Genomic DNA, 13359 nt, shown 5'->3' on the forward strand with positions numbered 1-13359 from the left:
CCCATTTTGGCAGACTGCAGGGCTGCTTGAGCACTGCCCGTCAGGAAACGTCTTTTGGAACTGGCGCATCAACGTGCGCGACCATCTGCACCCTGCGCCCATATCGGTCAAGCCCAAGTTCGCCCTCGATGCCGACAAGGGAAAGATGAAATTGCGTTGCTGGTTCTTCCTCCACAAAACCGGCACTCGCGTAGAACGGGGCGTTCCAAGGGACGTCCGCGTAGGTGCGAAGCGAAATGCGGTGGTAGCCGCGCTTCTGCGCTTGAATTTTGGCGGCCTCCACGAGCGCTCGACCCCAACCCTTTCGCGCATCCCCCGGTGCGACGGACAGCTGCTCCAAGTGGCAGATGCCGTCGACCTCTAGGACATGGACAAAGCCGGCTACGTGACCGTCGTCGAGCTCAAGGACGAGGATGAAGCCGGGCTCCGACGCACGAGCAGCGCCCGTGGGTGCGGCACCCCAGTCATCCGACTTGAACATGTTGACCAAGAGTCGGTCAGCGTCGTTTTCAATCTTCTCGATGGCATCGAAGTCTCGTGATCGGGCGAGGCGAACGCTGGCTGCCATGTGACAAGTGTACGGACCGGAACGTGCGGAAGCCGCGCATTGACGCATTCGCAGTCACAGCCATCAATGCCGCTTCAAGTAGGGTGGACGCACGATGAAACGATCTACGCCATCGACGGAGTAGGTGGGTCTGAATCCGCCGTTTTCACGGTGACGTCCGAAAAGTCTGCCCGCTTTATTGAGGGCATTGAAGTTGAGGCGTGAAGTACTTCTATCCTGGATGTGGGTACTGGATCTATGGACAAGAGACCGTGGGTAGTCCCCACCCTGGTTGTCGTAATTATTGCCGCCTTGATAGCCCTCTACTGTTTCGGGCTCTTGGGCAACGCCGCGATAGCGACAGTGCTGTCGCCATCCTGATTGTCGACTGACCAGCCAACAGAGGGGCGAAGGAGGCGCCAGTTCGCTGCCTGCGGGCGTGGTCGGGGTGACCGGTAGACTTGCCGGGTCAAGCATCCGCTATCTCGGGGAGAATTCCACACGTGACCGCTGTTTCCAAAACCTCTTCCCACGGCGTCGCCGACACCGTTTCCAACGCTATTGCGACGCCGGATAAGGAGCAGCCCTACGGGGCGCTCGGGCTCAAGGCCGACGAGTACGCGAAGATCCGCGAAATTCTGGGCCGTCGGCCAACGTCGGGCGAGCTGGCCATGTACTCGGTCATGTGGAGCGAGCACTGCTCCTATAAAAGCTCGAAGATGTACCTGCGCCAGTTCGGCGACAAGGTCACCCCCGCCATGAAGAAAAACCTCATGGTCGGCATGGGCGAGAACGCCGGTGTGCTCGACGTCGGCGAGGGCTGGGCGGTCACGTTCAAGATCGAATCGCACAACCACCCCTCGTACATCGAACCGTTCCAGGGCGCCGCGACCGGCGTCGGCGGCATCGTGCGCGACATCATCTCGATGGGCGCCCGCCCGGTCGCCGTGATGGATGCCCTGCGCTTCGGCGACATCAACGACCCCGATACCGCCCGCGTTGTACACGGCGTGGTCTCGGGCATCAGCTTCTACGGCAACTGCCTCGGCCTGCCCAACATCGGCGGTGAGACCGTGTTCGACCGGGTCTACCAGGGCAACCCGCTGGTCAACGCTCTCTCGGTCGGCGTGCTGCGCCACGAAGACCTGCACCTTGCCAACGCCCGCGGCGTCGGCAATCAGGTCGTGTTGTTTGGAGCCCGCACCGGCGGCGACGGCATCGGCGGGGCATCCATTCTCGCCTCGGACACGTTCAGCGCCGGCGGGCCCACCAAGCGTCCCGCGGTGCAAGTCGGCGACCCCTTCGCCGAGAAGGTGCTCATCGAGTGCTGCCTCGAACTGTTTCAGGGCAAGCTCGTCGAGGGAATCCAGGACCTCGGGGCTGCGGGCATCTCGTGCGCGACCAGCGAACTCGCCTCGAACGGCGATGGTGGCATGTTCATCGAACTCGAGAAGGTGCTGCTGCGCGACCCCACGCTCACCGCCGAAGAGATTCTCATGAGCGAGAGCCAGGAACGCATGATGGCAATCGTCACGCCCGAAAAGCTCGCGGGCTTTCTCGCCGTCACGAAGAAGTGGGATGTCGAGACCAGCGTTCTCGGCGAGGTCACCGACACCGGCCGGTTGATCATCAACTGGCACGGCGAAGAAATCGTCAACGTACTGCCGCGCACCGTCGCCGTCGACGGCCCGGTCTACGAACGCCCGCTCGCCTACCCGACCTGGATCGACGCACTGCAGGCCGACACCGCCTCCGTGCTGCCGCGCGCGCTCGACGGCGAGACCCTGCGCGAGCAGTTCCTCGACCTGCTCGGCTCGCCCAACCTCGCCGACCCGAGCTGGATCACCGACCAGTACGACCACTACGTGCAGGGCAACACTGCTCTGGCCTTTCCTGACGATGGCGGCATGATCCGCGTCGACGAAGAGAGTGGTCTTGGTTTCGCCATCGCCACCGACGCGAACGGCCGCTACTGCCAGCTCGACCCGTACCGCGGCGCGCAGCTCGCCCTCGCCGAGGCCTATCGCAACGTCGCCGCGACCGGCGCGGTGCCGGCCGGCGTCAGCGACTGCCTCAATTTCGGCTCCCCCGAGAACCCCGAGGTCATGTGGCAGTTCCGTGAGGCAGTGACGGCTCTCGCCGACGGATGCCTCGAGCTCGAGATTCCCGTCACCGGCGGCAACGTCTCGTTCTACAACCAGACCGGCGACCAGCCGATTCACCCGACCCCGGTCGTGGCCGTGCTCGGCGTGATCGACGACGTCGCCCGCCGCATCCCGAGCGGCTGGCAGGACGACGGGCACAACATCTACCTGCTCGGCGACACCCGCCTCGAACTCGACGGCTCGGCCTGGGCCGGTGTCGTGCACAACCACCTCGGTGGTCGTCCGCCGGTCGTGGATCTCGGCCGGGAGAAGGCCCTCGCCGGACTGCTGCACGCCGCGTCGAAGGAAGCCCTCATCGACAGTGCCCACGACCTCAGCGAGGGTGGGCTCGCCCAGGCCCTTGCCGAGGCCGTGATGCGCTTCGGTGTGGGCGCACGGGTCTGGCTCGGCGACATTCTGGATCGGGACGGGGTGGACGCATCCACTGCCCTGTTCTCGGAGTCGGCCGCTCGCGTCATCGTGAGCGTGCCGCGCGAAGACGACGTGAAGTTTCTCGGCCTGTGTGCCGGTCGCTACATTCCGGTGCTGCGCATCGGCGTGACCGACGCCACCCTGCACGCCCTCGAGGTTCAGGACGTCTTCGCCGCCTCGCTGGCCGAGATGCGTGATCGTCACCAATCCCCTCTCCCCGCCGCGTTCGCGTAAAGCAGAGGGGCGCAGGGACCCTAGAGGAAGGGTTCGCCGATCAGGTTCTCGGCGCGCTCCCAAAGACGGGCGGCCACCGCGCGGTCACGGGAGGTGCGGGTGGCGAACTGGCGGGTAGGGGCACCGCGCGTCAGCAGGCGCGGGCCGAAGTAGTCGCCGCCGTGGGCATCCGGGTCGATCGCGGCCCGCACGGTCGGCCACGCGCCGTGGTGCTTGCCCTGGGCTCCGATCACGGTTTGCAGACCGTCGAGCACCCGTTTGCCGCGCGACACCTCATTGACCGAACGGATGCCAGGGGTCAACCCCGAAATGGAATATCCCGGATGCGCCACCAGCGACTGCACCGTTCCGGCACCACTCGCCCGCAGGCGCCGGTCGAGCTCGAACCCGAACACCTGCATGGCGATCTTGGACTGCGCGTAGGCCTTCCACCCGTTGTACGTGGTTGCCAGCTGCAGATCGTCGAGCGAGGAATCCATCAGCCGGGAAATCAACGACCCGAGCGACACCACCCGACTACCGGGCGTGCGCCGCAACGCCACGAGGCTGCCAGCGGCCAGTGCGAAGTGCCCGAGAAAATTCGTGGCGAAGATCAGCTCGTTGCCATCGAGGCTCACCTGACGATCCCTGGACGGATGCACGATTCCGGCGTTGAGAATCAGGCCGTCGAGGCGCGGCAGCGCGCGCAAGGTCTCACTCACGGCGCGGACGGACTGCAGGTCGGCCACGTCGAGCTGCCACACAGAAACGGATGCCCCCGGTACGCGGGTGCGGATGGCCGCCGCCGCGGCATCCGCTTTGGCGAGGTTGCGGCAGGCGAGCACAACGTGGGCGCCCGTGCCTGCGAGCTGTTCGCTCGTGAAGTAACCGAGTCCGGCGTTGGCGCCGGTCACGACGAAGGTCTTGCCGGACTGGTCCGGCAGCGAACGCGGGTCCCAGCTCACCAGGCTACGACGCTGAAATCGACGACGATGCTGGCGCCGACCCGGCAGAGCGCCCCGGCGCCACCGGCTCGCCGCCGGCGATTCGAACGTGGTGATGGATCACCTCGGCAATGATGAAGTTGAGAAACTTCTCGGCGAAGGCCGGGTCAAGATGGGCGTCCTCGGCGAGGCCACGCAGGCGGTCGATCTGCATGAGTTCACGCGCCGGGTCGGCAGCCGGAAGTCCGTGGGCAGCTTTGAGCCGCCCAACCTGCTGGGTGAACTTGAACCGCTCGGCCAGCAGGTGAATGAGCGCGGCGTCAATGTTGTCGATGCTCTCTCGAATACTGTGCAGCTGCAGGGTCGCAGCCGCGTCGGCGTCGGCGGGTAATTCCTCGTGTACGGCCATACTTTTACGATAATGCATGCGCACGCGGTCAAGCGGATGCCGCCGCCGCCCGGCCGCTCGCCCCGAACGACCGCAGCCGCAATCGTTTCTGCGTCAGAAGTATGCCGAGCAGCACAAACAGCGCCCCGGTCGGCTCGTGCCAGGAGAAAGTTTCCGCGAGCACGAGCACCCCCAGCGCCACGCCGACCACGGGCGTCACATAGGTCACCGTGGACGCATTGGTCGGTCCCCAGGCACGCAACACGTTGATGTTCCAGATGTAGGCCAGACCAGTGCCGAGCGCACCGAGAGCGACCAGGCACAGCACGATCGGCACGGTCAGCGCCACCGGGCTCCAGGCCAGTGCCGGCGTCAGCAGCAGCATGATGGCGCCGGCAATGCCGATGTTCAGAAAGGCGAACGTCGATGCCGCGATCGGCCGCCCACTCAGAAAGCGGCGGGTGTAGCCGAAAGTGAAGCCGTAGCAGACGGCCGCGCCAAGGCAGGCAAGCTGGCCCCAAAGATCGCCCGTGAGCGAGGAATACTGCCACGGACCGATGATCACGACAACACCGACAATGCCGAGCACGACACCCGCGACCTGCGCGCGCACGAGTTTCTCCACCCGAAACGCGAGCGTCGCCATCAACGCCGTCATGATCGGGGTGACCGCGTTGTAGATGCTTGCCAGGCTCGATGAGACGTATTGTTCGGCCCAGGCGAAGAGCAGGTGCGGAATCACGCATCCGCTGATCGCGATGACCAAAAAGTGCAGCCAGACCACGCCCTCACGGGGCAGTACCGGTCCGCCATTAACGCGGGGCCGGTTCACCAGCACGATCAGCCCGAGGGTCAGCCCGCCGAGCACGAGTCGCGACCATGCGATCTGCCCGAAGCTGACGCCATCGAGCGCAACCTTCATGAAGAGAAAGCTCGAGCCCCAGATCACCCCCATGCCAAGAAATTGCAGCACGATCAGGCTTTTGCTGGCGGCAGTCGTTAAGGGCACTCCCCGAGCCTATATCGGCCGCTGCCGAGCACGCGTCCGGCTGGGCTCAACGTCTGAAAAGCGCCGAACAATGGCAGCGGATGCGCTGCGTGGCTAATTCAAAAAATCTGCCCGACTGACAGAACCGGATGCCACTCCCCTACTGAGGCGTGTCGGCCCCGCCGCTGCGCTCGACATCCGGCACATCCGGCACACCCGGCGCAGTCCCGGCGGCCCGACCAAAACCGCCCCGTGGCCCGCCGCCCAAGATTGTGCCGCTCGGCCCGGCGGCACGCAGATCGCGATAGGTCACAAACCGGCTCTCGAAGGTGTCGAGGCGAGCCTCGAGCCCGGCGCGCACGGCCGGCCATTCGTCAGCGAGGATCGAGTACACGGCGCTGTCACGCCAGGTACCGTCGGCGCGCGGACGATCACGGCGCAGGATGCCCTCGAACGTGGCACCGATGCCGAGGATGGCTGCGCGCGAACGCTCGTTGACGGCATCCGCTTGAATTTTCACCCGGCCGAAGCCATTGTCGAAGGCGGTACCGAGCACGAGCAGTTTGGTTTCGGCATTGACGGCGGTGCCCCAGACGCGCGGGTCGTAGGCGGTCCAGCCGAGGTGGATGGCTTCGTTGACGACGTCGATATCGCCGAGGGTGGTGGTGCCGACGACGTCGCCGTCGTTCGGGCCGCCGAGCAGCCGCACCACGTAGGGCAGGCCCTCCCATTGAAAATAATCGTGCGCCCACCTGATGAAGCCGTCAACATCGCGGTGCAGGGCAGCCGGGCCGCCACCGTAGCCGGCCGCGAACACTTCGGGGTGCGCGATAGCGCGCGCCAAGTCGGGCAGCACCGCACTGCCGAGCGGTTGAAGCTGCACAAAACGACCGGTCAGGGTCAGGGAATGGGGTCTCACGGCGCTCACTCGCACAGTGTGACAGGTTAAGTGAGAAATTCTCTCCGTTTTGCGTCAATCAGACACATTGACGATGCAGATTTAATCGATCAGGTCGTGCCGCACCACGATGGCTTCACGGTCGGGGCCGACGCCGATCGCCGAAATGCGCGATCCACTCATGCGCTCGAGCGCAAGCACGTAATTCTGTGCGGCCTGCGGCAGCTCGTCAAATGTGCGCACGCCGGTGATGTCTTCGGTCCAGCCGGGGAAGTTCTCGTAAATTGGAACGGCGTGGTGAAAGTCGCTTTGTGAGACCGGCACTTCGTCGACACGCACACCATCAACAGAGTAGGCCACGCAAACCGGGATCTCGGCCAGCCCGGTGAGCACATCGAGCTTGGTCAGCACGAAGTCGGTGACGCCGTTGATGCGCGCGGTATAGCGGGCGATCGGAGCGTCGTACCAACCACAACGGCGCGGACGCCCGGTGGTGGTGCCGAACTCGAACCCGTTGGCGCGCAGGTATTCGCCTGACTCGTCGAACAACTCGGTGGGGAACGGGCCGCTGCCAACGCGGGTCGTGTAGGCCTTGACGACGGCGATGACCCGGTCGATGCGGTTCGGAGCGATACCCGAACCGGTGACCGCGCCACCCGAGGTGGCGTTCGACGACGTGACGAAGGGGTACGTGCCGTGGTCGACGTCGAGCATGGTGGCCTGGCCACCCTCGAACAGCACGGTCTTGCCGGCGTTCAAGGCCTGGTGCAGAAGCAGGGCGGTGTCGGCGACCATGGGGCGCAGGCGTTCAGCATAGCTGAGCAGTTCGGTGACGATCTCCTCGGCCTCGATGGCGCGACGGTTGTAGACCTTGACCAGCATGTGATTCTTCTGGTCTAGAGCACCGTCCACTTTTTGGCGCAGAATGTTCTCGTCAAACAGGTCTTGCACGCGAATGCCGACCCGGTTGATCTTGTCCGCGTAGGCGGGGCCGATGCCGCGCCCGGTGGTGCCGATCTGGCGCTTGCCGAGAAAACGCTCGGTGACCTTGTCGAGGGTGCGGTGGTATGCGGTAATCACGTGCGCGTTCAGGCTGACCTTGAGCCGTGAGACATCCACACCGCGCTCGGACAACGCATCGAGTTCTTCAAACAACACCTCGACGTCGACGACGACGCCGTTGGCGATGACCGGGGTGACTCCGGGGCTCAGGATGCCCGACGGCAGCAGGTGCAGCGCGTACTTCTCGTCGCCGACGACGACGGTGTGGCCAGCGTTGTTGCCGCCGTTGAACTTGACGACATAGTCGACTCGGCTGCCGAGCAGGTCGGTGGCCTTACCCTTGCCCTCGTCGCCCCACTGGGCTCCAATGAGTACGATCGCGGGCATCTAGTCTTCTCCTCGAATAACGAAAGCTTCGGTGGGCGGTGCCGGGTCGAACCCCGGGCTGCCGGTGTGCAGGGTGGCGATGATGGAGATAGCGCTCGCATCGGCATCCGTCAGAAAAGCCGTGAGGCGGGAAACCTCGTCGGTCTCGCCGATCTCTTCGGCGCCCCGGCGCAGAGCGAACAGGGCGCGCAGCACTCCTCGGTTGGGCTCATGGCGCCACGGAATGGGGCCATGGCCGCGCCAGCCAGCCTTGCGGAGGGCGTCGAGTCCGCGGTGGTAGCCGACCCGGGCGTAGGCGTACGACTCTAAGAGTCGACCCTCGGAGTGGGTGGCGTCGGCCAGTTCAGCCCAGGCCAGCGGAGACGTCGGGTGCACCTGCACCACGGCGGCGATCTCGCTCCTCGCGGTTCGGCGCAGGGCCTCGAGCACCTCCGGTTCTGCGGGAAGAAGGGTCTCGGGCTCTGAAATCAAATTGTCGCCGGTCACACTGAATCCTACCAAGGCAGCGGCGCCCCACCCCGGCGACGGGCCCGGTCGGCCGAAAAGGCTAGGCCGGGCTTTGCTGCCGGGCTGCGACGCGCCAGCCGCCGTTCACGAACAGGTAGGTCGTCGACATGTTCAACTCGGCGACCACCTCACCCCGGCGGGCGATCGCCTTGTACACGACGACACCGGCATGCTCACCGAGGCGGATGATGGCGGGTTCGTGAATACCGTAGCTCTCCCACGGAGCCGCCTGATCGAAGTATGCGGTGACCTGGTCGCGAGTGATGACGGCGCCGGGCACGATCATCAGTGCGTCGTCGGTCATTTCGCGCTGATAGTACGCGCCGCCCCGCCCGCCCAAGATGGCCTGCCATCCGGCGTTTTCTTCGTGGAGGAGCCGGGCGGGAAGATCGTCAGTGATCGCAGTCATACCGTCACGCTAGCCCCAAACCGTCGCCGAATGCAGAAAACGTCAGAACCGGTGCTGAACCACCCAGGAGTGCATGGTGACGGCCGCGGCGGCCGAAGCGTTGATCGACCGGGTCGACCCGAACTGGCTGATTTCGACGATGGAATCGGCGGCAGCGATAGCCTCCTCTGACAGACCGGGGCCTTCCTGGCCGAACAGGAGTACGCAGCGTTCGGGAAAGGTGAAGGTCTCGATAATGGCGCTGCCTGGCACGTTATCGATGGCGATGATCGGCAGCGCGCCGCTCTCGCACCAGTCCACAAAGGCGGCGACGTCGGTGTGGTGCAGAACATGCTGGTAACGGTCGGTGACCATGGCGCCGCGCTTGTTCCAGCGCTTTCGACCGATGATGTGCACGGTGTCGGCGCCGAACGCGTTGGCGCTGCGCACGATGGAGCCGATGTTCATGTCGTGCTGCCAGTTCTCAATGGCCACGTGAAACGGATGCCGGTGCTCGTCAAGATCGGCCACGATGGCCGCCATGTTCCAGTAGCGGTAGCGGTCGATCACGTTGCGGGTATCGCCGTGCTCGAGCAGGTCGGCGTCGTAGCGCTCCTCGCTCGGCCACTCCCCCGGCCACGGGCCGACGCCGTAGGTCGAGCGCTCAGGGGTGGGGTTGGCGGGCGTTGTCGCAAGACCCGGCCGGTTGCTTACTGGTTCATTCACTGCTTAACCGTATCCCCCAGATCAGAGAGCAGCATGACCATGGTCTGAAACTGGCGATGTTCCGGATTGTTCTTGACGCCGCCGCATAGGAGGAGTCGTATGGAGGTACTGGTTGAGGAACAACGTTCAAATGGGATCGCTGCTGTCACCATCTCGGCCGGAAGCTAGCTGACCATTTTCGGAGCTTTCGAAAGCGGATCGGTCGACAGATTGGACAATCATGTCAGAGCAGAATTTCACTACGAACAGCGCCGGCATTCCGGTAGCCAGCGACGAGCACTCGTTGACAGTCGGCCCGGACGGGCCGATCCTCCTGCAGGACCACTACCTCATCGAAAAGATGGCCCAGTTCAATCGTGAACGCGTACCGGAACGACAGCCGCACGCCAAGGGTGGTGGCGCGTTCGGTCGGTTGGAGGTGACCCACGACGTGAGTGCATACACCACGGCCGATCTGTTTCAACCCGGACGCAAAACTGACCTCCTGATCAGGTTTTCCACCGTAGCCGGAGAACGGGGCAGCCCCGACACGTGGCGTGATCCGCGCGGCTTTGCCATTAAGTTCTACACGGAGCAGGGCAACTACGACATGGTCGGCAATAACACCCCGGTCTTTTTCATGCGGGATCCGATGAAATTCATGGACTTCATCCGGTCGCAAAAACGTCGCGCCGATACCAATCTTCGTGACAATGACATGCAGTGGGATTACTGGACGCTTTCCCCGGAGTCGGCGCATCAGGTGACGTGGCTGATGGGTGATCGCGGGATTCCGCGCACCTGGCGAAACATGGATGGTTTCTCCAGCCACACCTACTTGTGGGTGAATGCGTCGGGTGAGCGGTTCTGGGTTCGCTATCACTTCAAGACCGATCAGGGTATCGAGTTCTTTACGCAGGCCGAAGCCGACGACATGGCTGGCACAGACGGCGATTATCACACCCGCGATCTGCACGCGGCGATCGAGCGCGGTGAGTACCCGAGCTGGAGTCTGAAAGTGCAGATCATGCCCTTCGATGAAGCGAAGAATTATCGATTCAATCCCTTCGATTTGACCAAGGTAATTTCCCAGAAGGATTACCCACTCATCGACGTTGGCCGCATGACGCTCGACCGAAACCCGTCTGACTATCACACAGAAATCGAGCAGGCAGCGTTCGAGGTGAGCAACATGGTGCCCGGGATTGGGGCGAGTCCAGACCGCATGTTGCAGGGCCGGATGTTTTCCTATCCCGATGCGCACCGGGCACGGATCGGTACCAACTACAACGAACTACCCGTCAACAGGCCGCGGGGCGCTGAAGTTCGGTCCTATGCCAAAGATGGGAGCATGCGTCAGCACAACCCGGGGGATCCGGTCTACGTACCCAACTCCAAGGGCGGGCCGACCGCGGACACGGCACGCTTTGGCGAATCGGCCGTGTGGTTCGCCGACGGCGATCTGGTGCGTTCAGCCGCTTCCCTTCACCCGGAGGATGACGATTGGGGACAAGCGGGAACGCTAGTGCGGGAGGTGTTGGACGATTCTGCCCGAGCGCGCTTGGTGAGCAACATCGTGGGGCATCTGCTCAAGGGCGTGAGCGAGCCAGTGCTTCTGCGTGCTTTTGCCTATTGGCACAATGTTGACAACGATCTCGGCGACCGGGTTGAGAGCGGTGTGCGCGCGGGATAGCGCGGAGGAATATTGACTCGATGAATTTTCAGTTTCGGGGTTTCGGCTTGCCTAAATGATGAGTATGGTCTCGGTATGACCAAAACGGATGCACCAGCGCCCGAGAGAAATCTGGCGCACGCCCCGACGACCGTCGCGTCGTCTCGACTGCTGTGGTTGCTCGGACCGGCTCTCGTCGCCGGAGTTGCCTACCTCGACCCGGGAAACGTCGCGAGCAATATGACCGCCGGCGCACGCTACGGCTACCTACTCGTGTGGGTGGTCGTAGCGGGCAACGTCATGGCCTGGCTCATCCAATATCTTTCTGCCAAGCTCGGCATCGTCACCGGGGCGAGCCTGCCCGAGATTCTCGGGGTGCGCATGAAACGGCCGACGGCCCGTCGGCTGTACTGGGTGCAGGCCGAACTCGTCGCCATGGCCACCGACCTCGCCGAGATCATCGGTGGCGCGGTCGCCCTCAACCTCCTATTCAACCTGCCGCTGATCTGGGGCGGCGTGATCACGGGCACCATTTCAATGATCGTGCTCATGGTGCACACGCGCCGCGGACCGCGCGTCTTCGAACGCGTCGTCATCACGCTCATGCTCATCATCACCGTGGGCTTCACCGCTGGCGTGTTCTTCTCGCCGCCCGAAGCCGGAGGGGTGCTCTCCGGACTGGTACCGCGGTTCGAGGGCTCCAACTCGGTACTGCTCGCCGCATCGATCCTGGGCGCCACGATCATGCCGCACGCCATCTACGCACATTCTTCTCTGGCCAGGGACAGATTTCCCGAATGGCAGGGAATCGTCGCCACCCGGCGGTTGATCTGGGCAACCAAATGGGACGTGACGATTGCAATGGCGATCGCCGGAACGGTGAACCTGGCCATACTGCTGCTCGCGGCATCCGCTTTGCAGGGTGTGGACGGAACCGACACCCTACAGGGGGCGTACGCGGCGCTCAAAGACACGCTCGGGCCGGCAATTGCGACAACGTTCGCGATTGGACTGCTCGCCTCGGGTCTGGCCTCTACCTCGGTCGGCGCCTATGCCGGGGCCGAGATCATGCACGGCCTGCTGCACGTGCGCATTCCTCTAATATTGCGCCGATTGGTCACGCTAATTCCGGCGCTGTTCATTCTCGGTGTGGGGTTCGACCCGACCCAGGCGCTCGTGCTCAGCCAGGTGGTGTTGTCCTTCGGCATTCCGTTCGCCCTGATTCCGCTGGTCTGGCTCACCGCGCAGCGCGGCCTCCTCGGCAGCTTCACCAACCGCTGGTTCACGACCGCCGCCGGGGTCGTCTGCGCCCTCGCGCTGGTCACTCTGAACGTCGTGCTGCTGGTGCTCGTTTTCACCGGAGCCTGAACGGTAACCTGAAATGGACATGACGCACACGACCGGCGCGGCCGAGGACTACCTCAAGACCATCTATGCCCACACCGAGTGGCAGTCCGACCTGATCACTCCCTCGGCGCTCGCCGTGCGCCTGGGGGTGGCACCGTCATCCGTTACGGAAATGGTCAAGAAGCTCGCCGCAAGCGGCCTCATCACGCACGTTCCCTATGGTCCGCTGACGCTGACGGATGCCGGCCGGCTGCGCGCGACCGCCGTCGTGCGGCGGCATCGCCTGATCGAGACCTGGTTGGTCGGCGAGATGGGCTACGACTGGGACCAAGTGCACGACGAGGCCGAGATTCTCGAGCACTCCATCTCGGACCGGTTGCTCGCGGCGATCAATGCGCGGCTCGGGTTTCCGGCGCACGATCCGCACGGCGACCCGATTCCGTCCGCCGACGGAACCGTGTTGCGGCAGCAATCGGTGCTGCTGGCCGACGCCCCGGTCGGGCATGTGGGAACCGTGCTACGCATCAGCGACCGCGACCCGATCGTGCTCCGGGAGCTCGCGGCCGACCTGATCGGCCCCGGCACCGAGTTCACCCTGGCGGCGCCGCTGACCATCGTATTAGCGGATGGCCAGAGCCGGCTGGTCACGCCGGCGGCGGCCGCGTCGATCTGGGTGACGGCCTGACGCCTGGCGGCTCCATGACACATTTCACGCTGTCGAACGGCTGACAGCGGCAGGTTAAATGGGGCTTTCATGCAAATAGTTGCTCGTTTCTGCCCCATTATTTGCAGCGAGA

General features: G+C 64.1%; 13 protein-coding genes. 4 read left to right on the plus strand and 9 right to left on the minus strand.

What is annotated here, in order from left to right; genetic code table 11:
• Nucleotides 1-40: 40 nt before the first annotated feature.
• Entirely contained in the window at nucleotides 41-568 is a 528-nt protein-coding gene (locus E3T39_RS00440; protein WP_134512806.1) for a GNAT family N-acetyltransferase, read from the minus strand.
• A gap of 482 nt (nucleotides 569-1050) precedes the next feature.
• On the opposite strand from E3T39_RS00440, the gene purL reads away from it, so the two are divergent.
• On the plus strand, nucleotides 1051-3357 hold the full coding sequence (gene purL, locus E3T39_RS00445; protein WP_134512807.1) for a phosphoribosylformylglycinamidine synthase subunit PurL: 2307 nt from the start codon (nucleotides 1051-1053) through the stop codon (nucleotides 3355-3357).
• A gap of 20 nt (nucleotides 3358-3377) precedes the next feature.
• Here purL and E3T39_RS00450 read toward each other — a convergent pair whose 3' ends face one another.
• The 8 genes from E3T39_RS00450 to E3T39_RS00485 all read right to left on the minus strand — a co-directional run bounded on the left by E3T39_RS00450 (nucleotide 3378) and on the right by E3T39_RS00485 (nucleotide 9564).
• The gene (locus tag E3T39_RS00450; RefSeq protein ID WP_134512808.1) at nucleotides 3378-4301 is read right to left on the minus strand and encodes an SDR family NAD(P)-dependent oxidoreductase; all 924 of its coding nucleotides are present in this window, start codon (nucleotides 4299-4301) and stop codon (nucleotides 3378-3380) included.
• A 4-nt stretch (nucleotides 4302-4305) separates the two neighbouring features.
• Entirely contained in the window at nucleotides 4306-4689 is a 384-nt protein-coding gene (locus E3T39_RS00455; RefSeq protein ID WP_134512809.1) for a chorismate mutase, read from the minus strand.
• A gap of 28 nt (nucleotides 4690-4717) precedes the next feature.
• Complete coding sequence (locus tag E3T39_RS00460; RefSeq protein WP_255455900.1) at nucleotides 4718-5677, minus strand: DMT family transporter; 960 nt, start codon at nucleotides 5675-5677, stop codon at nucleotides 4718-4720.
• 139 nt (nucleotides 5678-5816) lie between these two features.
• Nucleotides 5817-6584, minus strand: coding sequence for a GNAT family N-acetyltransferase (locus E3T39_RS00465; RefSeq protein ID WP_134512810.1), 768 nt, complete (start codon nucleotides 6582-6584; stop codon nucleotides 5817-5819).
• 72 nt (nucleotides 6585-6656) lie between these two features.
• Nucleotides 6657-7943, minus strand: a complete 1287-nt coding sequence (locus tag E3T39_RS00470; RefSeq protein ID WP_134512811.1) for an adenylosuccinate synthase — start codon at nucleotides 7941-7943, stop codon at nucleotides 6657-6659.
• The gene (locus E3T39_RS00475) at nucleotides 7944-8429 is read right to left on the minus strand and encodes a DUF3151 domain-containing protein (protein ID WP_134512812.1); all 486 of its coding nucleotides are present in this window, start codon (nucleotides 8427-8429) and stop codon (nucleotides 7944-7946) included. It lies immediately after the preceding gene.
• 61 nt (nucleotides 8430-8490) lie between these two features.
• Complete coding sequence (locus tag E3T39_RS00480; protein ID WP_104190955.1) at nucleotides 8491-8859, minus strand: nuclear transport factor 2 family protein; 369 nt, start codon at nucleotides 8857-8859, stop codon at nucleotides 8491-8493.
• 42 nt (nucleotides 8860-8901) lie between these two features.
• A complete protein-coding gene (locus tag E3T39_RS00485) occupies nucleotides 8902-9564 on the minus strand; it encodes an RNA methyltransferase (RefSeq protein ID WP_134512813.1) in 663 nt (220 codons plus the stop codon).
• Nucleotides 9565-9784: 220 nt separating this feature from the next.
• Here E3T39_RS00485 and E3T39_RS00490 point away from each other — a divergent pair, with 220 nt between their 5' ends.
• From E3T39_RS00490 to E3T39_RS00500, 3 genes are all read left to right on the plus strand, one after another.
• Nucleotides 9785-11236, plus strand: coding sequence for a catalase (locus tag E3T39_RS00490; protein ID WP_134512814.1), 1452 nt, complete (start codon nucleotides 9785-9787; stop codon nucleotides 11234-11236).
• Between the two features lie 75 nt (nucleotides 11237-11311).
• Nucleotides 11312-12583: an Nramp family divalent metal transporter gene (locus E3T39_RS00495; RefSeq protein WP_134512815.1), complete on the plus strand. Its 1272-nt coding sequence runs from the start codon at nucleotides 11312-11314 to the stop codon at nucleotides 12581-12583.
• A gap of 13 nt (nucleotides 12584-12596) precedes the next feature.
• On the plus strand, nucleotides 12597-13247 hold the full coding sequence (locus E3T39_RS00500) for a metal-dependent transcriptional regulator (RefSeq protein ID WP_420898123.1): 651 nt from the start codon (nucleotides 12597-12599) through the stop codon (nucleotides 13245-13247).
• Nucleotides 13248-13359: the final 112 nt, after the last annotated feature.

Origin of the sequence: Cryobacterium suzukii (genome assembly GCF_004403185.1) — a bacterium.
Lineage (GTDB): Bacteria > Actinomycetota > Actinomycetes > Actinomycetales > Microbacteriaceae > Cryobacterium > Cryobacterium suzukii.

Excerpts from the sequence above, each read along its gene's own strand:
- E3T39_RS00440 (WP_134512806.1), bottom strand. The coding sequence starts at position 568 with ATGGCAGCCAGCGTTCGCCTCGCCCGATCACGAGACTTCGATGCCATC.
- E3T39_RS00455 (WP_134512809.1), bottom strand. The coding sequence starts at position 4,689 with ATGGCCGTACACGAGGAATTACCCGCCGACGCCGACGCGGCTGCGACC.
- E3T39_RS00470 (WP_134512811.1), bottom strand. The coding sequence starts at position 7,943 with ATGCCCGCGATCGTACTCATTGGAGCCCAGTGGGGCGACGAGGGCAAG.
- E3T39_RS00480 (WP_104190955.1), bottom strand. The coding sequence starts at position 8,859 with ATGACTGCGATCACTGACGATCTTCCCGCCCGGCTCCTCCACGAAGAA.
- E3T39_RS00490 (WP_134512814.1), top strand. The coding sequence starts at position 9,785 with ATGTCAGAGCAGAATTTCACTACGAACAGCGCCGGCATTCCGGTAGCC.
- E3T39_RS00495 (WP_134512815.1), top strand. The coding sequence starts at position 11,312 with ATGACCAAAACGGATGCACCAGCGCCCGAGAGAAATCTGGCGCACGCC.
- E3T39_RS00500 (WP_420898123.1), top strand. The coding sequence starts at position 12,597 with ATGGACATGACGCACACGACCGGCGCGGCCGAGGACTACCTCAAGACC.